This is a genomic window from Vibrio penaeicida (genome assembly GCF_002933855.1).
GTDB lineage: Bacteria > Pseudomonadota > Gammaproteobacteria > Enterobacterales > Vibrionaceae > Vibrio > Vibrio penaeicida_A.
The window spans coordinates 85,760-106,531 of sequence record NZ_BFAQ01000047.1; the positions used below are offsets into that span (position 1 = coordinate 85,760).

Annotated in this window: 14 protein-coding genes and 2 pseudogenes; 11 read left to right on the forward strand and 5 right to left on the reverse strand. The window is 44.5% G+C overall.

Going from position 1 to position 20,772, the window contains the following annotated elements; all coding sequences use genetic code 11:
* Positions 1–23: 23 nt before the first annotated feature.
* The 6 genes from gcvT (at position 24) to VPNCDNU1_RS24015 (ending at position 7,808) form a co-directional block, all read left to right on the forward strand.
* Positions 24–1,151 carry a glycine cleavage system aminomethyltransferase GcvT gene (gene gcvT, locus VPNCDNU1_RS23990; RefSeq protein WP_167404877.1) on the forward strand — a complete coding sequence of 376 codons (1,128 nt, stop codon included), beginning with the start codon at positions 24–26 and terminating at the stop codon, positions 1,149–1,151.
* A 196-nt stretch (positions 1,152–1,347) separates the two neighbouring features.
* Positions 1,348–2,340: a S1 family peptidase gene (locus VPNCDNU1_RS23995; RefSeq protein ID WP_104402695.1), complete on the forward strand. Its 993-nt coding sequence runs from the start codon at positions 1,348–1,350 to the stop codon at positions 2,338–2,340.
* A 35-nt stretch (positions 2,341–2,375) separates the two neighbouring features.
* Entirely contained in the window at positions 2,376–2,537 is a 162-nt protein-coding gene (locus VPNCDNU1_RS28920) for a hypothetical protein (protein ID WP_167404878.1), read from the forward strand.
* Between the two features lie 340 nt (positions 2,538–2,877).
* On the forward strand, positions 2,878–3,972 hold the full coding sequence (locus VPNCDNU1_RS24005) for a NapC/NirT family cytochrome c (RefSeq protein WP_104402697.1): 1,095 nt from the start codon (positions 2,878–2,880) through the stop codon (positions 3,970–3,972).
* 17 nt (positions 3,973–3,989) lie between these two features.
* Positions 3,990–6,437: a molybdopterin guanine dinucleotide-containing S/N-oxide reductase gene (locus VPNCDNU1_RS24010; RefSeq protein WP_104402698.1), complete on the forward strand. Its 2,448-nt coding sequence runs from the start codon at positions 3,990–3,992 to the stop codon at positions 6,435–6,437.
* A gap of 309 nt (positions 6,438–6,746) precedes the next feature.
* Positions 6,747–7,808, forward strand: coding sequence for a S1 family peptidase (locus VPNCDNU1_RS24015; RefSeq protein WP_167404879.1), 1,062 nt, complete (start codon positions 6,747–6,749; stop codon positions 7,806–7,808).
* Here the strand turns inward: VPNCDNU1_RS24015 and VPNCDNU1_RS24020 are convergent.
* From VPNCDNU1_RS24020 to fruB, 4 genes are all read right to left on the reverse strand, one after another.
* Positions 7,732–8,256, reverse strand: coding sequence for a phenolic acid decarboxylase (locus VPNCDNU1_RS24020; RefSeq protein WP_104402700.1), 525 nt, complete (start codon positions 8,254–8,256; stop codon positions 7,732–7,734). The genes VPNCDNU1_RS24015 and VPNCDNU1_RS24020 overlap by 77 nt on opposite strands.
* Positions 8,257–8,664: 408 nt before the next feature.
* Positions 8,665–10,434 carry a PTS fructose transporter subunit IIBC gene (gene fruA / locus VPNCDNU1_RS24025; protein ID WP_104402701.1) on the reverse strand — a complete coding sequence of 590 codons (1,770 nt, stop codon included), beginning with the start codon at positions 10,432–10,434 and terminating at the stop codon, positions 8,665–8,667.
* An 11-nt stretch (positions 10,435–10,445) separates the two neighbouring features.
* Positions 10,446–11,420, reverse strand: a complete 975-nt coding sequence (gene pfkB / locus VPNCDNU1_RS24030; protein ID WP_104402702.1) for a 1-phosphofructokinase — start codon at positions 11,418–11,420, stop codon at positions 10,446–10,448.
* 4 nt (positions 11,421–11,424) lie between these two features.
* Positions 11,425–12,570, reverse strand: a complete 1,146-nt coding sequence (gene fruB / locus VPNCDNU1_RS24035; protein WP_104402703.1) for a fused PTS fructose transporter subunit IIA/HPr protein — start codon at positions 12,568–12,570, stop codon at positions 11,425–11,427.
* A gap of 296 nt (positions 12,571–12,866) precedes the next feature.
* Between fruB and cra the strand changes: the two genes are divergently transcribed.
* The 5 genes and pseudogenes from cra to VPNCDNU1_RS24055 all read left to right on the forward strand — a co-directional run bounded on the left by cra (position 12,867) and on the right by VPNCDNU1_RS24055 (position 19,940).
* On the forward strand, positions 12,867–13,847 hold the full coding sequence (gene cra, locus VPNCDNU1_RS24040) for a catabolite repressor/activator (RefSeq protein ID WP_104402704.1): 981 nt from the start codon (positions 12,867–12,869) through the stop codon (positions 13,845–13,847).
* A 115-nt stretch (positions 13,848–13,962) separates the two neighbouring features.
* Positions 13,963–14,730, forward strand: coding sequence for a DUF7840 domain-containing protein (locus tag VPNCDNU1_RS24045; RefSeq protein ID WP_104402705.1), 768 nt, complete (start codon positions 13,963–13,965; stop codon positions 14,728–14,730).
* A gap of 1,442 nt (positions 14,731–16,172) precedes the next feature.
* Positions 16,173–17,621 (forward strand): annotated as a pseudogene (locus VPNCDNU1_RS29415) (PAS domain-containing protein); the annotation flags it as partial.
* 105 nt (positions 17,622–17,726) lie between these two features.
* Positions 17,727–18,351 (forward strand): annotated as a pseudogene (locus VPNCDNU1_RS29420) (methyl-accepting chemotaxis protein); the annotation flags it as partial.
* A gap of 263 nt (positions 18,352–18,614) precedes the next feature.
* Positions 18,615–19,940 carry an FAD-dependent oxidoreductase gene (locus VPNCDNU1_RS24055; RefSeq protein WP_371410813.1) on the forward strand — a complete coding sequence of 442 codons (1,326 nt, stop codon included), beginning with the start codon at positions 18,615–18,617 and terminating at the stop codon, positions 19,938–19,940.
* A gap of 79 nt (positions 19,941–20,019) precedes the next feature.
* Here VPNCDNU1_RS24055 and VPNCDNU1_RS24060 read toward each other — a convergent pair whose 3' ends face one another.
* Complete coding sequence (locus VPNCDNU1_RS24060) at positions 20,020–20,643, reverse strand: hypothetical protein (protein WP_104402708.1); 624 nt, start codon at positions 20,641–20,643, stop codon at positions 20,020–20,022.
* Positions 20,644–20,772 lie beyond the last annotated feature (129 nt).

The window sequence follows — 20,772 nt, forward strand, 5'->3', positions numbered from 1 at the left end:
GAAGTCAGCCAGGGCTTGGCGATATGGAGAATACAATGACTGAATTACTGAAAACCCCACTGCACGCGCTTCACGTAGAAGTTGGAGCGAAAATGGTACCGTTTGCAGGATACGATATGCCTGTTCAGTACCCATTGGGTGTGAAGAAAGAGCATTTGCATACACGTGATGCGGCTGGCTTGTTCGATGTATCGCACATGGGGCAGCTTAAGCTTCATGGTCCTGATGCAGCGAAAGCGTTAGAAGCGCTTGTTCCGGTTGATATTGTTGATCTTCCAGTAGGGAGCCAGCGTTACGCGTTCTTCACAAATGAAGAAGGCGGTATTATGGATGACTTGATGGTGGCAAATTTTGGCGATCATCTATTCGTTGTCGTTAACGCAGCGTGTAAAGAGCAAGACATTGCCCATCTTCGCGCTAACCTGCCTGAGTCGGTAGAACTAGAGTTAATCGAAGATCGCGCTTTGCTTGCATTGCAAGGTCCAAAAGCCGCAGAAGTACTCGCGCGCATTGCACCTGAAGTATCTGAGATGGTGTTTATGGATGCTCGTTCAATTGAGATTCTTGGTGAGCCTTGCTTGGTAAGCCGTTCTGGCTACACCGGTGAAGATGGTTACGAGATCTCTGTTTCGGCTGGTAAAGCTCAAGAGTTAGCACGCGCACTAACTGAATTCGCGGAAGTGGAGTGGATTGGTCTTGGAGCGCGTGATTCATTGCGTTTGGAGTGTGGTCTTTGCCTTTACGGTCACGACCTAGACACAACAACGACACCTGTTGAAGCAAGCCTATTGTGGGGCATTCAGAAAGTTCGCCGCACCGATGGCGAGCGTGCAGGTGGTTTCCCTGGTGCAGACGTCATTCTTGAGCAAATCGCGACGAAGAATGTGTCTCGCAAGCGTATTGGCTTGATTGGTCAAACGAAAGCCCCAGTGCGTGAAGGCGCAAAGTTGTTTGATGCAGATGACAATGAAATCGGCATCGTAACCAGTGGTACTGCGGGCCCGACAGCGGGTAAGCCAGTTTCTATGGGTTATGTAAAAACAGAATTTGCTGCCATTGGTACCGAGGTATTTGCTGAAGTACGTGGTAAAAAACTGGCAATGACTGTTGAGAAAATGCCGTTTGTACCTCAGCGCTACTATCGCGGCTAAATTCAAGTTTTTCGAAATTCTGAGCGGCTATTCTTTTTGGAATAGCCGCTTTTTTTTGATCTGACGTAAAGTGGTACTTACGCGTGATTACGTTTGAGACATCGAATATGGAGGAATAGTTGATATACTGACCGTTAATATTATTGTCGAGTGACGCTGAAAACGCGTTCGGAAAAGAAGAAACGAGAGGAACAATATGATCAAGCCATTGATTACACTGCTAACTATGTTACCTGTCGCGAGTTTAGCGTCAAATGCTGTTAATCCTTTAATCATTAACGGTACACATGCGTCTACTCAGAATTTCCCCTCAATTGTTAACTTGTACCTTGATGCGTTTGAGTACAATCAACAGTATGGAAGTTTGTATTGTGGCGGAACAACACTGAACGCAAACTATGTATTAACAGCAGCACACTGTATTGATGATCGTACAGATATTCAGCTGTTTACTAAAGTTGTTCCTCAGCTTCAGTACCGAACAGATTACCCCTCTAACGTCTCTCGGTATCAGGTTAGTCAAATTTATGTTCACCCTAGTTGGGATAGCACGACTTTTAAGCACGATATCGCGATTCTAAAGCTAGAGTCGCCGCGAAATATTGACGTAAGCAACGTGGGAATAAAGCGCCCAACGAATAAAAATTATGCAGTGACATCATCTAACTTATTTGTAACGGTTGGTCACGGTCTTACAGACAGTTCGAGCAAATCAACCAGCAACTCTCTTCAGAAAACAGACCTAAGTTTTGTAGATACTGCTACTTGTGACAACGTATTTAGGGACGATATTGATAGTTCATTTCTTTGTATGACGGGCGTACGAAACCCTAATACTGGGCTACATAATAGTGCTTGTAGTGGGGACTCTGGTGGTCCTGTGTACATTAAAGACGGTAACAACAATATTCAGGTTGGGGTAACAAGTTTCGGAACAACAACGTGTGGTTCTAATTCACAAGTTACAACTGTATATACCGATTTGTACGAACATGCAGGTTGGATAGACAGCGTATTATCTGGCTCAGTAAGTCCCAAATATACATCTACACATGCTAAGCGTCTTGCCTACTTTGGTGGCTCCACCAACAATTCAGCGTCGTCTTCAGGGTCTTCATTTGGGGTGTTTTCGTTAGTCGCAATTTTCATGCTGGGTTGCTTTCGCCGTAGAATACAGGGAGTCAAATAGTACCCCAAAACCAAGGGTTGGATTCTGGAAGCGCATTGGCTGACAATGCAGTCAACCCTCCAATAGTCAACGAGAGTGTGGCGAGCATTGCGAATTACCCTTCAATTGCCACACTTTTCATCGATACGCTTGAATACGATGGGCGTTACTCTAGCGGCGACTATTGTGATGCTGCATGCTCGGAAGCGAGACCATAGTTGACGATATATAGCAAAACCGACTTCTAATAAGGTGAATATTTTTTAGAACCATCAGATCTTCAATTTGGCATTTTGCCCGAAAGCCAATTTATTCCCCCTGAACTAAGCACACTTCTTCCCTAAGGCGATTCACACTCTTGCCCAAGCCCAAGCCCAAGCCCAAGCCCAAGCCCAAGCCGATTCACTCAGCCTTGGCTCTTCATATTGACGAATCTATCAGTTCTATTAATAAAAACCACAATAAGTAAATGGATATGATGTGGATCAAAATGAAACTACCACTTTAGGAGTACACCTAAAGTGAATCGTGTGATTGTGTGAATAAGTGTTTCAAATTATGAAAAACAAAAAGCGTTTTATCACGGTACTAATCGCAATGGGCGTTCTGATTGGGTGGGCTCTTCTCGGTGGCTCTGCAGCCGTTATGCACTACACGTCCAGCACTTCGTTTTGTCTGTCTTGCCACTCGATGCAAATTCCCTATGAGGAATATCAAGGATCGGTGCATTTCACCAATGGAAAGGGCATTCGTGCTGAATGTTCCGATTGCCATATCCCGAATCAACCTATCGATTACATCATTACCAAAATTCGGGCAACGAAAGACATTTACCACGAGTTTGTAACCGGGAAAATAGCCAATGAAGAGTTGTATGAAACCCATCGAGTCGGCATGGCCGAAACCGTTTGGGAACAAATGCGAGCCAATAACTCAGCTACCTGTCGTTCGTGTCATGAGTTCGGTGCAATGGATCTGTACGAGCAGACCGAAGACGCTGCCAAAATGCATCAATATGGAATAGATAACTCACAAACCTGTATTGATTGCCACAAAGGTGTTGCTCATTTTGCTCCAGAGCCCGAAATGGACAGTGAGGCGTTTGAACGGTTAATGGCATTGACCGACCAGACGCCAGATACCGCAAAATTTGTGTACCCCGTTTCTGATGCCGAAATTGGAGAGTACGGCTTAATTCGACCCACCACCAAACTCGAAGTAATCGCTCAAACTCCAACCTATCGAGAGGTTCGTCTGGAGGCGTATCAGATGAAAGGGGCCGAACAGGTGCTTTACCTCGGAAGAGGGCAGCGAGCGATAGTCGCCATGCTCTCCGAGCAAGGGCAAGCAGCAGTTAAATATGGCGACTACGAACCCGATGAATACGGAAACGAGTGGCGAACGGCCTCTCTCACCGCGACCACCAGTGCACCAGTGTTGGATTCTCTAGAAGCCATTTGGGCTTACGCCACAGAGCTCGACAACGTGTATTGCGCGACATGTCATTCCAAGATCCCTGCTAATCACTTTACGGTCAACGCATGGGGACCAGTGGCCAAGAGCATGGGCGAACGAACTGACATTTCAGAACCTGATTTGGAAATACTTACTAAGTTCTTCCAGCATCACGCCAAAGACGTGGCTGGGCACTAAATAGAAGGGATAGCATTATGACTGAATTAACTCGTCGAGGTTTTCTCAAAGGAACCAGTATGACGGCAGGAGCTTTGGCGTTCACTTCGTTTACGCCTTTGTCAGCATTGGCGAAAACAAAGCGAGGCTCGGGAGTACTGACGGCTGGTCGCATGGGTCCCATCCTGTGTGAAGTGAAAGATGGCAAACTGGTCTCAACTAAGAATGCGCTTGCTCAAACCGTAGCGAATAGCTTACAAGCTACGGGACCAGATCAAGTACACACTAAAGCTCGCGTTAAGTTCCCGATGGTTCGCAGGGGGTATCTTGCCAACCCATCGGCACCAACTGGAGAACGAGGAAAAGACGAATTTGTCCGCGTCTCTTGGGATGAAGCCTACGCATTGATTCATGATCAGCATATGCGCATTCGAAAAACTTACGGTGCTGAATCCGTTTTTGCGGGTTCTTACGGCTGGCGCTCTAGCGGCGTATTGCACAAAGCCCAGACACTTTTACAGCGCTATATGAGCATGGCTGGTGGGTATTCAGGGCATCTTGGGGATTATTCTACAGGTGCGGCACAAGTTATTATGCCGCATGTAATGGGTTCCATCGAAGTTTACGAACAACAAACCACTTACCCTGTTGTACTCGAACACAGTGATGTGGTGGTGCTTTGGGGAATGAACCCATTAAATACGCTCAAGATAGCTTGGACTTCAACAGACTGTCAGGGGCTAGAATTCTTCCACCAATTGAAGAAATCGGGCAAAACTCTGATCGCGATCGATCCAATGCGTTCTGAGACCATCGACTTTTTAGGTGAAAGCGTCCAATGGATTGCGCCTCACCCAATGACAGACGTCGCAATGATGATGGGGATTGCCCATACTCTGGTTAAAAATAACAAACACGACAAAGCATTTCTTAAGAAGTACACCACTGGGTATGACCGTTTTGAAAGCTATCTTCTCGGTAAAGACGACGGTGTTGAAAAATCAGCGACATGGGCTTCCAGCATCTGCGGCGTACCCGTGAAGCAGTTAGAATTGTTGGCAGACATCTTCAGTAATCATCGTACATTGTTAATGTCTGGATGGGGTATTCAACGTCAGCAATATGGGGAACAGCGTCACTGGATGCTGGCAACCTTAGCTTCGATGCTCGGTCAGATAGGTCTGCCAGGTGGTGGGTTCGGGCTATCTTATCACTATTCCAACGGAGGAAACCCAACGAGAGATGCCGCGGTGCTACCTGCCATATCCGCTTCTGTTGGCGGTGGCTCATCAGCGGGGAATGACTGGGCAGTGTCTGGCGCGGTTAATGCGTTTCCAGTAGCACGAATTGTTGAAGCTCTGGAAAATCCGGGTAAGTCCTTTCAACACAACGGGCACGATCTCACGTTCCCAGATATCAAAATGATTTGGTGGGCGGGTGGCGCAAACTTCACGCATCATCAAGACAGCAATCGGCTGATCAAGGCATGGCAAAAACCTGAGTTGATCATCATATCCGAGCCTTATTGGACCGCCGCAGCAAAGCATGCCGATATTGTGCTGCCCATTACGACTTCATTCGAACGCAACGATATGACGATGACTGGAGATTACAGTAATCAACATCTTGTGCCGATGAAGCAGGTGGTGGAACCTCAGGGTGAAGCCCGAAGCGATTTTGATGTATTTGCAGATTTGGCTGAAAAGCTAAAATCGGGCGGAAAAGCGGTGTTTACTGAAGGCAAAGACGAAATGGGTTGGCTTAAATCTTTCTACGAGACAGCCCAAAAAGCCGGGCGCAAAGCGCGCATCCGCATGCCAAAGTTTGGTCAGTTCTGGAGTAAGAATGAGCTGATTGAAATGAAATTCAACAAGAAAGCCGCGAAGTTTGTGCGTCATGCAGATTTTCGTCAGGATCCAGTGCTGAACCCATTGGGCACGCCTAGTGGAAGAATAGAGATTTTCTCCAAAACCATTGAAAGCTATGGCTTGGCGGATTGCCCAGCGCACCCAACTTGGTTAGAACCATCAGAATACAGTGGGAACGCGAAAGAAGGTGAGCTGCAACTTGTTACCGCTCATGCCGCCCATCGCTTGCACAGCCAGTTTAATTACGCAGCCATTCGTGGAGACTACGCCATTGCCAATCGTGAGCCTATTTCTATCCATGTTAAGGATGCGAAAGCTAGAGGGATAAAACAGGGCGATTTGGTGCGTGCTTTCAATGACCGCGGTCAGGTGTTGGTCGGTGCGATGGTTACAGATGGAATTAAACAAGGTTCCGTATGCATCCACGAAGGAGGGTGGCTAGATCTCGATCACAAATCGGGCTTGTGCAAAAACGGTTGTGCGAATGTGCTTACGTTAGACATTCCCACCTCTCGTTTAGCCAATGGCTGCGCTGCGAATTCATCTTTAGTTAGAATTGAAAAATACGAAGGTCCTGCGCTTGAGTTAACGGCATTCACACCACCCAAAAATGCCTAAGATTATAGCCTAAACCGTTTGCTCTGTTTCCAATGGAATAGTTCGTAAACGTTAGCGATGTATTAGGTTAGAACTTTAGATATAGAAATACATGAGCCTCTTTTTAGCATGAGGCTCTTTTTTTATTTCTTCAGCCAACAGATAACTTGCTGAAATTGATAAAGTAAATGAAGTATAAATAATGGTTTTTTATAAATCAGCTCACTATTGAAGTGTGATGTTCAATTAATTTACGCCGTGTGATCTAAATCTCTCCTACTCTTTTTATAGAGCTTAAATATCTTTTGGATGTTTATTGGGGAGAGTTCTATGCGCAATGTGATGCTATTTATGCTTGTTTTTTCAGCTCAGTACGCAGTGAGTGCTGAACAAGTTTCACCAACAATTGTTAACGGAAACAACGCTTACATTTCATCTTACCCGTACATGGCAAGCCTTTACTACGATAGACGTGAAGATTACGGTTACTACGGCAATTACTGTGGGGCAACCATACTAGACGCGAAACACGTAATGACAGCGGCACATTGTGTCCAAGATAATTATTACAACAAATATACCACCGTCGTATTGCAGTTGGAGCGCGAGGGAGATTTTAACAGCGCTCAGAAAATACCAGCGAAATCCTTTTATTATCGAGATGACTACCGAGATGGTTCTTATTACCTATGGGAGAACGACATCGCGATCATTGAGTTGGAATACGCGATGCAAGGCGTCCCTTCTTCTCAATTTGTACCACTACCTGTTAGTGGTGATGCCGCAAACTATCGAGTAAACGGTGCAAAATTCCAGGCGGTAGGGCATGGGAACACCAAATCCAACTACGACAGTTCCGATCACTTACTACAAGTCACTTTGGATTACGTTGACCAAGTAACTTGTACCGCTTTCGCATCGGTGAAAGAAGGGCACATTTGTACCAGGGGAGATTACAATGCCACATCAGGTCTTCATGGTGCCATTTGTCAGGGAGACTCAGGTGGACCGCTACTCTGGTTCGATGGCTCTAAATACAGACAAATAGGCATTGCGAGTTTCGGACCTAGCGTATGTGGTAACCCTTCGGTCTCCGTTCATGGGGTATTTACTGAGGTATTAGATTACGTTCCTTGGATAAACAGCGTATTAGCTGGGAACGAAGCACCGAAATACTCTGTTGACGGTTCAACCACAGGAGGCGTCGTACCCAAATCCGAACCAGAAGCAACAACCGACACAAGTTCTAAAGCTGGAAGCGTTGGTTTGTTATCCATGATGTTGTTATTGATTGCTGCCTTTTTTAAGCAGCAACTTACGTTACCAAAAGGTTTTTATCGGGTAAGCATTCAGGGTAATTGCTTGGTAATTCATGTGGCGGGCAAGCAATGACTTGTTCATTGTTCTCACCACATTCTCTTAAGTAGATGAGCGTTGCAAAGCTGCTGATTAATTCAGTGGGGTAGGTTGGACCAGCATCGCGTAGCGCTTCCATTTCTTCAAGATGCTCATTTTGATAGCAAGCAATTTTCTTCGGATCGTCAACGATCCAGCGTGGAAAGTAAATGGTTCCATGCACTATGTAGTCTACTAGATTAAAAGACAGTGAAACGTCTGTTCCTGTGGGTTCTACCCAAGAAATTCGAAATACATCTTTTGCAATCTGTACCATGACAACTTCTTGATCTTTTACCCAACGTCCACCAACAATGCCACTGTGGACACGATAGTCGATGGTGTGGTCATTCTTTACGTAGCATTCGTATCGCCAGCCTTGGTCGTAATCGTAGATAACACTTTTCCCAACGATACCGCTAAGGTCTTTTTTGTTGAAACTCATGGATTTTCCTTGTTGTTTTGTTGGTCTCAGTAATTTGGAATGAATGAATTGTTAGACTGCTTTCTTCTCCTTGAACCGAGACAGCTTATGGGGTTCTGAATTCTGCATCATAGATTTTATAAAATAAGAAAGTAAATGGGATAAGCATCAATTTATGATGTTCTGCCCGATTTTTTAGAGTGCTCATTATCTTTCTCGTGAAGGCGGGATATTAGGGGTAAAAGAGAGGTCGAAAGGGCGAAAAAGAAGAGGAAGAGCGAGAGAGTAATCCGTTCATTGATTTAAGAATAAACTGAATGCGCAGAGCTGGGTTTGTAGCAAGGCTTTAAAATAAGCTTTTAAAAAGCCTCAAATACTTCGAAAGTATTTGAGGCTATTACCCTAAAAATGGGGTATCGAACTAAACGACTACGCTGTTACTGCTTTAAGTTCGGCGTGTTTTTTTAGCGCAACATATCCAAACCCAGTTAATGCTGTTCCTGCAGCGATAGCGGCTAAATACATAAAAACTTGGCTGATGGCGTTTGGAATTAACAAGACGAAAAGCCCACCGTGCGGCGCAAGCAGTTCGGCACCAAACAGCATAGATAGTGCTCCGGTTAAAGCCCCACCCGCCATGCAAGCAGGAATTACGCGCATTGGGTCTTTAGCCGCAAACGGAATGGCACCTTCAGAAATAAAGCACAGCCCGAGCACAAAGGATGCTTTTCCGGCTTCTCTTTCACTCGCGTCGAACTTATCTTTAGCGAGGAACGTCGCCAGCCCCATACCTAGTGCCGGAACCATGCCTGCCGCCATAACTGCCGCCATTGGTGCGTATGTTTCTGTTGCAAGTAAACCCACGCCAAAGGTATACGCCGCTTTATTAACAGGGCCGCCCAAGTCGAAGCACATCATTGCGCCCAATATAATTCCGAGTAAAACAGCGTTGGTTGAACCCATGGTGTTAAGGAACTCTGTTAACGCGTTCATTGCACTGGAAACAGGGGTGCCGACAACGTATATCATAATCAAACCGGTAAACAAGCTTGCAACTAGCGGGATGATCAAAATGAGTTTTAATGCTTCCATCGACTGTGGCAGCGACACTTTGTCAGCTAACCATTTTGCCGAATAACCGGCAATGAAACCTGCAGCGATACCACCCAAGAACCCCGCGCCAGTTGAACTTGCGAGCATGCCCCCTATCAAACCGGGCGCCAGTCCAGGTCTGTCTGCAATGGAGAAGGCGATGAATCCAGCTAAGATTGGCACCATTAATGCGAAGGCTGAGCCTCCTCCAATCGTCATTAGTGCTGCAGCGAGAGTCCCTTCTTCTTTGAACGCTTCTATGCCAAATACAAATGAAAGGGCAATGGCTAAACCGCCTGCGACGACTAAAGGCAGCATATGCGATACACCAGTCATTAGGTGTTTGTAAGCGCCTGTTTTTTCTTTTTTAAAGTTTGCTGAAGATGCATTGCCAGAGTGGGTATAGATCGAAGCTTCTTTAAAAGCCAACGCCACTTCTTGCTTGGTCTTTTTCAGAGCTAACCCTGTACTCGTGCGATACAGAAGTTTACCGTTAAAGCGTTCCAGTGGTACTTCTATATCAGCAGCGATGATCACGAGATCCGCGTTTGCGATGTCTTCGTCTGTTAATTGATTCTTTGCGCCAACTGAACCACGAGTTTCCACTTTAATGTTGTGCCCTAAGCGCTTGCCTTCTTCCTCTAACGCTTCTGCTGCCATAAATGTGTGGGCAACGCCAGTAGGGCAAGCAGTGATGGCAACAATGTTTTTAGCTCGTTTTTCTGAACTGTGGGAGCCTGTGCCGTTATGGGATGATTTATTTGCAACAACATCGGGCTTTGTGGCTTTTTCTTCGGTGAGTACTTCCGCTTTTTCTACCGCATTTTTAAGCCACGCTTGTGGGTTCTCCATTACGGAATTGATGGGCTGTTGATACACTTTTTTCCCAATAAATCGTTGGTTATCGAAGCCATCATAGCCAGCTATGATAATGACATCGGACCCGTTAATGATATCTTGAGACAATAAATCAACTTGGCGAATGGTTGAATGGCACTCTACGTTGGCGTTAAGCCCCAACGTTTTTGCGGCATTCTTTAACAATCCGGAAGCAATAATGGTGTTAGCCACACCACTTGGGCAAGCAGTAACAATAGAGATGTTCATAGTTTCGACCTTTAAAGTTTAGATATTTTTTTAATTGTTATTTTGTGTTGTAACGAGCTGACAGTGTTGAGATCGGATACCCCAACACCCACCTGCGATACGGCTAAAGCCGATAAGGCGGTAGCGAATGACAAGGTTTGTTCGTCGTTCCATTGGTTAAGATGCCCCCAACACATTCCTGCAACGAGAGTATCGCCCGCACCGACGGTGCTAACGATGTCGACTTTGGGCGGAGTAGAGTGCAGCCAATAATCAGCTCTGCGCCAAAGAACACCTTCAGCACCTAAAGAAATAACAAGGTTTTCTATAGGTAAAGAGTTTTTAGCAGACTGTGATTCTGCAATTAAGTTATCGAGAGCGGCTGAGGCATTTATGCATGCCTCTATGCTTGAAAGGGATTGGTTAACTAAGTATCCCAACTCTTCCTCATTGGGCTTGATGAGCCAGGGGCTGGACTGAATGCCATGTGCCAGTGCTTCTCGGCTACTATCGAACACGACTTTCTTACCAAGCTTGGTGAGCATTCCTATCCAGTTTGCGCATTCAAGCGGATCGACGCCACGTGGCAAACTGCCAGCGAGTACAAATAAATCGTGGCTTTTCGCGAGTTCTAAAAGCGTGTTTTCGAACCGGTGCTTATCTTCTTCTGAAACATTGACACCCGGGAAGTTGATGTCACTAACGGATTTGTCATGCTCTACTAACTTTACGTTTATGCGAGTTGCGCCTTCTACTCTGATGAACTGGTCATTCACATTAATATGATCGAAAAGCTGACAAAACATTTCTTGGTTATCTTTGCCCAAAAAGCCTGTCACTGTTACTTTTGCACCAAGTTCTCTGAGGACTCGCGCGACATTAACCCCTTTGCCAGCGGCATGAAATGCACTTTCATTGACCAAGCTGACACTGCCTTGATTGAGTGTATCCAGCGTTCCAGTTAAATCGAGAGCCGGATTTAGGGTGATGGTGACTATATTTTTCATCCGATTATCCTTCACCTAAGCCGGATTCAATCGCGACACCAATGGCATCAAGTGCTTGCTGGGCGTCGGATCCCGAAGCCGTAAATTTCAATTCGTTGCCCCGTTTTACACCTAAGGCAATCACTTTCATTAGGCTTTTGGCATTAGCGGGTTTTCCTTCACTATTAAGGTTTTCAACTTTTATTGTCGATTCAAATTTCTTGGCTTCTGCAACCAACATGGCACCTGGTCGTGCGTGCAGCCCATGTTCGTTTCTTATCTTGAAAACGGCTTCTAGTTCATTTGCGCTGGCTATTATTGAAGTTTCACTATCGTTTTCTTTAGAAGAAAGCATCGCAAGCACCTGTGAAGGCGAGGAAGAGAAAAGAGTAGATTGCTCACCTCGTTCAATGATGCCTTGCAGAGCTGATAGGCAAGGAATGTGGGATTCATCGATGGCTACGACAGCGATGAGTGCCTTTACCTCTTTACCTTGGAAGGTGAAGGAATCGGTTACTGATACAAGCGAGATCCCCGTATTTAGCACGCTTTTGTTAGAGCTCGCTATCCACAAACCTTGCCCTAAATGATTAGGTTCTGATGATAGAAGATCACCAATGGTGTTGTGGTCGCATTTTTCTTGATTCTTTAAGATTCCAGCGGCAACTGCAGTAAGTTGCACCATATCGGATGCGGGAAAATCCATAAGAATAGATGTTTTTTCCAGTACAGGTTTAGCCGAGTTTTTTCCATTCAAAATATCAAGAATTTCAATCGCCTTTGTAGCGCCTTTTAACTTTTCTTGTACTTCATCTTCTGAAAGCACATTGGTAAGTTGCTTTAGGATGCCCAAATGTTCGTCAGACTGAGCGGCAATGCCAATGACAAGATAAGCGATGTTGCCATTTCCCCAATCGATACCTTTAGGAAAATGGTGGATGCTGACGCCCGTTTTCTTGACTAAGTCGCGTGTTTGGGTAGTTCCATGGGGGATGGCAATGCCGTTTCCAAGGTAGGTGGAAGACTGAGATTCGCGCTCCAACATCCCTTCTACATAGCTTGGTGACACCAACCCTTTTACGTTCAAAGCGGTCGCAACCAATTGAACGGCTTGCGGTTTAGAATTGGCTTGGCAATCTAAAGTAATGTCGCTTTCTTTCAATGTCAGCATGGAGACCTCGTAAAGTAGTTTCATGAATCGATGGCTGATCACGACTCACTGTGTTGTAAGTTAGCTGAATCGGTTCAGCTTTTTGGTCAAAAAAATTCAGCAAACGCTGTCCTTGTGTAACCGAACATGTTTATGCGCATCAAGTGGGTGCTTACAGGAGCGGCTCTCGTTCACATTTTGCTGTTTTGCTGAATCCTTTCAGCTTTTATACTGAAACGATTCAGCTTATAATTCAAACCTAAAATATCATCAGGATCGCGAATTATGATCCATCGCACACAACAACAGGGTTCAATATGACACTCGATGAAATAGCAAAACTGGCTGGCGTTTCAAAAACAACAGCAAGTTACGTGATAAACGGGAAAGCTCAGAAATACCGTATCAGTGAAAAAACCCAGATAAAAGTGATGGCAGTAGTAGAAGAGCACCAGTTTCGTCCCGATCATGCGGCATCAGCATTGCGAGCAGGCAGTAGCCGTTCTTTTGGGTTAGTGATTCCTGATCTAGAAAACACCAGTTACGCTAGGTTAGCGAAATTGCTAGAAGCGCAATCGAGAAATGCCGGTTTTCAGATTTTAATAGGGTGTTCTGATGATGACCCAGAGACTGAAAAAAAAGTCGTAAATGCGCTCATTAGCCGGAGAATAGATGCACTCTTTGTCGCCAGTGCTATTGCAGAGGGTTCAGATTTTTATTGTCAGGTTCAGAAAAGTGGAACCCCAGTTATTGCCATTGACCGAGCATTAGACGATGAGCATTTCGCCTGCGTAATCAGTGAGGACTTTGAAGGAGCTAAGTCACTAACAGAATCAATTATGAGTCGCTCTGTAAAATCGGTAGGGTTGCTGGGCGCAATGTCAGAACTGAATGTTTCCAAAGAACGTGAAATGGGCTTTTTAAAAGCGGTGGGCAATCATAATTGTAAGGTGTACAAAGCCTATGGTGACCATTTTAATCGCGAGAACGGGCGCGCCCTTTTTTCAGACTGGATAAAAATGGGTACCGTTCCAGATGCCATTGTAGTGACTTCTTATACTCTGTTGGAAGGCATTCTTGATGCTTTGCTCGATAAACCTGTATTGCTGAACACGATAAAACTCGGCACTTTTGGTGATAATAGGCTGCTGGATTTTTTACCCATCAAAGTTAATTCCTTACCACAACAATTTGAATTAATTGCAGATAGTGCAATGGAACTTGCCTTAAATGCATCTGCAAAGCGTTATCAATCTGGGTTGGAGTTTATTAATCGACGATTGGTAATTAGGAAGTAGCCTATGCTTTTTTTAGCGTCGATTCTAAAACGTCTTAAATAACTCTATTTATTAACGGAATAGCACGTCAAAATCCAAAATTTTAAGCACTCTCTATGATTACGTCGAGTTGGAAATGTCGCGAGCAAGCGAGGTCGAAATCGAAGCTTACAAAGCGAAAAAGAGAAACCTCATGTTGGCAAATTTGGAATTAGCACCAGCCGAGCTTACCAAAATCAGGCAAGAGGGCTTACCACCACATCAAGCCCAAAATCCAATCTTAGGTAGTATCGCTTGGGTTCATAATTTTCAAAATGGCGATTCTATGGAGTTAAGAACAATAATTGGCTATTACGACTTTCTATCCATAGAAGCTTCTCGGTTTAAGGATTCCAACGCCACGTTTTTAGATACAAGAATTCGGACAGATGGCCAAAAGGCTTGGCTGCACTCGTTTGATTTTTTGAACATCGCGGCGTTGAATATTTTGGACGTCGATTTGTTTGAAGAGTCACGCTGGGCATGGAGTACGCGCGTTACGATTGAACAAGCGGATCTGAATACTCAAAATGATGAGAGATTTAGACTGTATTCGGGCTTCGGTTTTGCAACACGGATTTTTGGGGAAGCGGCAATATATGCTATGCCGACAGTAAGAGCTGATGCGACCCAAGCTAGCGATTCTTACATCGGCATAGACTTGGGGCTCCTCTATACGGCAAACAGTATCTGGAAGTCGCATTTGAAACTCACTCCTTATGTGAGTGTTAATCGTCGCCCACCAACAGCCTTTAAGCTTAGTTGGGAAAACAGGTTTGGTGACAACGCAAATTGGGACATACGAGTAAAAATCGATCACGATAATCAAACTGAAGTAATGGTATCGAGCAACTGGTATTTCTGATGCTTATTTGATGTGTTTGATTGATGGCAGTGATTTGAACCAAAACAGAAATCTCATGACCAAAAGTGAGAATCATTTTCATGTAAAGTGATCTGCTTCTCACTTATGAGCTGTTTATAAAATAAAAATTTTGTTTGGTATTCCATATTAAATCGATTGCATTTTAGGTGTGTGATTATTCCCTTCCTATTTTTTTCCTTCTTATTCAGCTATTTCCAAATAAAACCTCAATAAAACATACAAATTAAAAGTGTGATTTTCGCCGAACTTTGAGTTCTATACTTTTTTCTTATCGCAAGGTTTCTTATCCCCAAACAAACTAGGGAAGAATAATAATGGAAAATACAACGAGATCTTTGCAGTTGTTGAAGACGCTCAAAGCCAAGCTTATTGCGGCATTTACCGCAGTTTTGCTGACTCTGGCTATCATTGGGCTTACTTCGTACTTGGCTTTAACAACAGCGTCAGATGGCTTTAAGAATTACCGCGAGTTGGCAAGAGACAGTAACCTTGCCGGCATTCTTCAATCGAACATGTTGATGGTAAGAATGAACGTAAAAGACTTCTTACTCACCGGCAGCCAGAAGGATATAGACCAATACAACGATTACTTTCAAGAGGTTGAAAGCCTTTTAAACGTTGCCGACAAGGAGATCAACAAGCCTGAAAGGGCAACAATGGTCAAAGAGCTAAACAAAGAAATCCACAGCTACAACGAAACGTTTGACGTCATAAAGCGTTATCGTGTTGAGCGCAATGAGCTAGTCAATGAGGTATTGAATGTTCGTGGACCAAAAATGGAGAAAAATCTTACTGCACTGATGCTGAGTGCATCAGAGAATGCCAACTCGGAACTTGCGTATCGCACTGGCTTAGCGATGCGTAACTTATTGCTCGCACGTTTGTATGTGATCAAGTATCTCGAAAGTAACGAAACGTCGGCTGCTGAAAGGGTAAGATTTGAATTCAACAACTTTGACAAAGAAATTCAAGAACTCCGTACCCTTATTGATTCGTCTTCCGATCTCACTTTGGTGTCTGAAACGTCGGCAATGGAAAAAGAATACATGGACGCTTTTGAAAGCGTTGTCGGTATTATTGTTGATCGAAATAGCAAAGTGAGTAATACGCTGGATGTGATTGGCCCGCAGTTTGCTGCATTGGTTGAAGACTTAAAACTGTCGGTTAAGAACGATCAGGATCAGCTTGGACCGGAGCTCAAAGCTAAAAATGAAAATGCAGTCAACACTATTGTGATTGTGTTTGTTGTCGCGCTTCTGGTTAGTGTTGGTATTGTCTTCCTTCTAACGAAAGTCGTTATGCGTCAATTGGGTAAAGACCCGAGTGAACTCGCCCAAATAGCAAACGCCATTTCTCGCGGCGAATTGGACGAGAAATACGATGAGCGCGAACCTGAAGGTGTCTTTTTATCCATGCTAAAAATGCGTGATAACTTGCGCATAGGTAGAGAAAAAGAGAAAGAAGAACGCAGAATAGCGGGCACGAATGCGCGCATTAAAAACGCTTTAGACAACGCCAGTTCCAACGTAATGATTGCTGATCGTAATTATAACGTTATCTACATGAATGACTCTATCTTGAGCATGATGAAAGAGGCGGAATCGGATATCCAGAAAGATGTTTCAGGGTTTGATCATCAATCGCTGATGGGGAATCCCATCGATAAACACCTCAAATATTTTGCTGAGAAAAAAACAACCTTCGATCATTTAACTCAAACCTTCAAAGATGAATTGGAAATCGGAGGGCGAACGTTTGCATTGGTTGCAAGCCCGGTCATTGTCGATAATCAAAGAGTCGGAACGGTTGTTGAGTGGGATGACCGAACAGAATATCTCGCGCAGGAGCACGAGAAAGCACGCGTCGCTTCAGAAAATGCTCGCGTGAAATACGCCCTAGATGGTTCGTCAGGCAAAGTGATGATCGTAGACACAAATTACGATGTCATTTATCTCAATGATGCGGTTAAGTCGATGATGGAGAGGGCTTCGAGAGATATCCGTAACGATGTAAGAGATTTCGATGTGAAGGGCATAAGCGGCCATAAAATCGATAGGTACTTCCGTGCTTTCACTGAGCATCTGCCACGTTTAGATAAGCTCACTAATACATTTGAACACGAAATCATTGTTGGCGGTCATACGTTTGCAATTGTGGCTAACCCTGTTTCGGTGAATGGAACACGGGTAGGTACCGTTGTAGAGTGGGATGATCGTACAGATTGGTTGGCGGAAGAGCGTGAAAAAGCGCGAGTTGCATCAGAAAATGCTCGTGTTAAATATGCTCTTGATAGTGTATCTGGCAACGTGATGATTGCGGATCCTGAACTCAAAGTTATCTATGCCAACAAAGCGCTCGAAGAAATGATGCGTATGGCGGAGCCGGACATAAGACAACAAATACCCGAGTTTAAACTGGATGGTTTGCATGGTATTGATGTAGCGAAATTCTTCAAAAATCCAATTCAACAACGTGGCACGTTGAGCCAACTTAAAAACACCGATCGATCCGTGGAAGATATCGGTAACCGCGTGTTTGCCCTTACTTCGAATCCGATTGAAGTAGACGGCAAACGGATTGGAACGGTTGTGGAGTGGGTTGATAGGACTGCAGAAGTTAACATTGAAAAAGAAATCGATGAAATTGTGATGGCGGCATCCAATGGCGATTTGAGCAAAAAAATTAACATAGATGGCAAAGAAGGGTTCTTCGGTAACTTGAGCATGGGGCTTAACGACTTGGTGAGTACAGTCGAAGTCGCAATGAACGATGTAATGAATACCTTAGGTGCTATGGCGAAAGGGGATCTGACGTCGCGTATTACCAACGACTATCAAGGCAGCTTTGGTAAATTGAAAGAAGACACGAATGCGACTGCAGAAAAGCTAACAGAAGTGATCAGCAGCATTCGTACATCGGCAAATTCGGTTTCTCAAGGCGCGAACGAAATCGCTCAAGGCAATACCGATTTAAGCCAGCGCACAGAGGCTCAAGCATCTAATCTTGAAGAAACATCAGCCAGTATGGAGCAAATGACGGGCACTGTGAAACAAAGCTCGGAACGTGCGGAAAATGCTAATGAGCTCTCGAAAGAAGCGGAGCTGCAAGCTGAGAAAGGTGGCAAGGTTGTCGACCAAGCCGTCGCAGCGATGAAAGAGATCAATAGCTCCAGTAAAGAGATTTCAGAGATCATAGGCGTCATCGATGAAATTGCCTTCCAAACCAATCTATTAGCTTTGAATGCAGCAGTCGAAGCCGCAAGGGCCGGCGAACAAGGAAGAGGCTTTGCTGTGGTGGCGGGTGAGGTTAGAAATCTTGCGCAACGTTCTTCGCAAGCCGCGAAAGAAATCAAAGATCTGATACGCGATAGCCAAACCAAGGTGGAAGAAGGCACCGAACTCGTGAATCAATCAGGTGAAACGCTACAAGAAATCGTGGATTCTGTGTCTAAAGTGAGCGCGATGATGCAAGAAATCACCGACTCTGCGCGAGAGCAAAGTGAAGGGATTGGGCAGGTGAATACAGCGATTGTTCAGATGGATCAGATGACTCAGCAAAATGCAGCACTGGTAGAAGAGGCTTCTGCCGCTGGGGAATCGATGGCGCAACAAGCGAGTAATATGAATAAAACGATGGATTTCTTTAGGCTTAGCAGTAGTCAAAACTCTCAACTTACTCAAGGTAGAGACAGTCAGGCGAAAATTCTAAAGCTCGGATAAATCGAATTGTAATTGTTCATTCAAGAAAATATGAAACTAAAACCTCCAACTATGTTGGAGGTTTTTTTATTAAGGTGAGTCGTCTGGAAAAATGCTGAAATTTTGCTCATTGAGGCTCCCTGAATTTAAGTGTAGATTTACTCAATAAGACATAAGAAGACAGTATCTCAGGGAAGGAATTCGATGCCAGAGAAAGGTACAGAGCACATCGTTATCATTGGTGCAGGCGTGATTGGTCTTACATCTGCGTATGAGCTTCTGAAGCGTGGGTATAAAGTCACGGTGTTGGAAAAAGAGAGCACTGTTGCAATGGGAACAAGCCATGCAAACGGCGCTCAACTAAGCTACACCTTTGTGGATGCGATGGCTTCTCTTAACCTGATTAAGAAAATCCCTTCCGTACTTGCAGGACAAGATCCCGCACTTAAATTTCAATGGCAGTTGTCGATTAAACTCAACGTGTGGGGAGCGAGATTCCTCTACAACGGCTTGCCATTTAATGAGGAAAAGAATAGCGAAAACCTATTTCGTTTATCCTTATATTCAAAAAAAGCGATGGATCGTATTCAGAGTGAGACAGGCGTTGAGTTTGATTTCAGACCTTGTGGGAAATTGGTTGTGTATGAAAGCCAAGCGGCATTAGATAGCGCTAATGAAAGCGTCGAAAGAAAAGCAAATTGGGGTTACCAACAACACATTTTAAGCGCTTCAGAGTGTGTGACCAAAGAACCAGCTTTAAAAGCCATCAGCGCTAACTTAGCTGGGGGGCTTTACTCCGATATTGATGATATTGGAGACGCAGAACGTTTCTGTTACTCAATGCTTAATTACTTAAACGAACATGAAAATTTTTCGATTAACCTTGGCTGTGAAGTCACAGGATTAGATGTTGAACAGAACACTATCACTACAGTAAACACAACTTTAGGTGACATGAGTGTCGACAAAGTGGTGATGGCGGCAGGTCATGCATCGGATGCGCTGTTAAAGCCTTTAGGCGTTTCATTATCTATATATCCGGTAAAAGGTTACAGCTTAACCTTTCCGGCGATCGAGACGTCGCCAGATGTCAGTATTACCGACATCAGTAACAAGTTTGTACTGGGTCGAATTGGTAATAAAGTGCGAGTGGCGGGGTTTGCCGATTTTGTTCAGAGCTCACCAAAAAATACCATTGATCGAGTAGAAGAGCTGTTAGAGGTTTGCAGAACAAGATTCCCCGATGCTGCCAATTACGACACGATATTGGAAAAATGGGAAGGAAGCCGACCGTGCACACCATCGAGTATGCCTATTATTGATAGAGTTGGAGCAAGTAATCTGTTCGCGAATACGGGGCACGGAATGTATGGATGGACGCTTGCAGCAGGTTCCGCGTGTTTACTTGCCGATCGAATATCCGAGGGTACGCTTTGGCAGCAGTATGGTGGCACTTCTTGTCAGGAGCATTCCGCTTTTAAGCGCAAATGACGGTTCAACTCTAATTTAAAATCGGCGTCATCTGACGCCGTAAAAACAGTAAAAAATCAGCATGTTCTAAGAGGCTCTCCTAATAATCTGCCTTCCAAATTGGCACATCTAAGAACTCACCCAAACGCATTGCTGATTCGTCAATGACTTTGTTGTTTGCGTGGTCCATAACATTAACTCGTTCGCCGTTGCGAAAAACTAGGTTGAGCTCAAAGCTGGTATACCGACTTTCTCCGCCCAATACTTCTCTAATGAGTTGAATCGCATGGATATCTTTAAGGTTACCTTGCTCTGTCAATGCGACTTGGTCGTAAACGTCCTGCTTGAACCCGAAATAATACAAACCACAGCTTCTGTCGAAAATAACCTTTCGATTCCTTGTAAGTGTTCTGATACCAAATGCGCTAAACATTACCCCCCAACCGAGAAAGAATGTACTTACCATAGTGTCACTTGAGCCCATTAAGGCTAAACCGCAAACAGTAGCAAACACACCGGGAATCGCAAAAACTAGAGCACGGAGTGTTGCCGTGAGTGAACGAGATATGATGATTTTATCAGGCTTGTCGAAAAGAGCCTGAGACTTGTATCGAGTGCCTCCAGGGACTAAAGGATCCCAACTAATTTTAGAGGCAATAGGATCATTGGTATCTGCGAGCCTGACTTTTACTTTGTTTAACCTGATTTTATTTATCTTACCCATCTTTTTCTCATTTAAATTCAATGCCAAAAACAGCCATTTAACTACGAGCGCTGTAGATGAATTTATTGTGTCATATGAAACAAAGGTGTTATGGGCTAAAAATGCTAAGTGCGACGAATTATTACCAAA

Bases quoted from the DNA above. Each gene is read 5' to 3' on its own strand.
- gcvT (WP_167404877.1), top strand. From the start codon at position 24: ATGGAGAATACAATGACTGAATTACTGAAAACCCCACTGCACGCGCTT.
- VPNCDNU1_RS23995 (WP_104402695.1), top strand. From the start codon at position 1,348: ATGATCAAGCCATTGATTACACTGCTAACTATGTTACCTGTCGCGAGT.
- VPNCDNU1_RS24005 (WP_104402697.1), top strand. From the start codon at position 2,878: ATGAAAAACAAAAAGCGTTTTATCACGGTACTAATCGCAATGGGCGTT.
- VPNCDNU1_RS24010 (WP_104402698.1), top strand. From the start codon at position 3,990: ATGACTGAATTAACTCGTCGAGGTTTTCTCAAAGGAACCAGTATGACG.
- VPNCDNU1_RS24015 (WP_167404879.1), top strand. From the start codon at position 6,747: ATGCGCAATGTGATGCTATTTATGCTTGTTTTTTCAGCTCAGTACGCA.
- VPNCDNU1_RS24020 (WP_104402700.1), bottom strand. From the start codon at position 8,256: ATGAGTTTCAACAAAAAAGACCTTAGCGGTATCGTTGGGAAAAGTGTT.
- fruA (WP_104402701.1), bottom strand. From the start codon at position 10,434: ATGAACATCTCTATTGTTACTGCTTGCCCAAGTGGTGTGGCTAACACC.
- pfkB (WP_104402702.1), bottom strand. From the start codon at position 11,420: ATGAAAAATATAGTCACCATCACCCTAAATCCGGCTCTCGATTTAACT.
- fruB (WP_104402703.1), bottom strand. From the start codon at position 12,570: ATGCTGACATTGAAAGAAAGCGACATTACTTTAGATTGCCAAGCCAAT.
- cra (WP_104402704.1), top strand. From the start codon at position 12,867: ATGACACTCGATGAAATAGCAAAACTGGCTGGCGTTTCAAAAACAACA.
- VPNCDNU1_RS24045 (WP_104402705.1), top strand. From the start codon at position 13,963: ATGTCGCGAGCAAGCGAGGTCGAAATCGAAGCTTACAAAGCGAAAAAG.
- VPNCDNU1_RS24060 (WP_104402708.1), bottom strand. From the start codon at position 20,643: ATGGGTAAGATAAATAAAATCAGGTTAAACAAAGTAAAAGTCAGGCTC.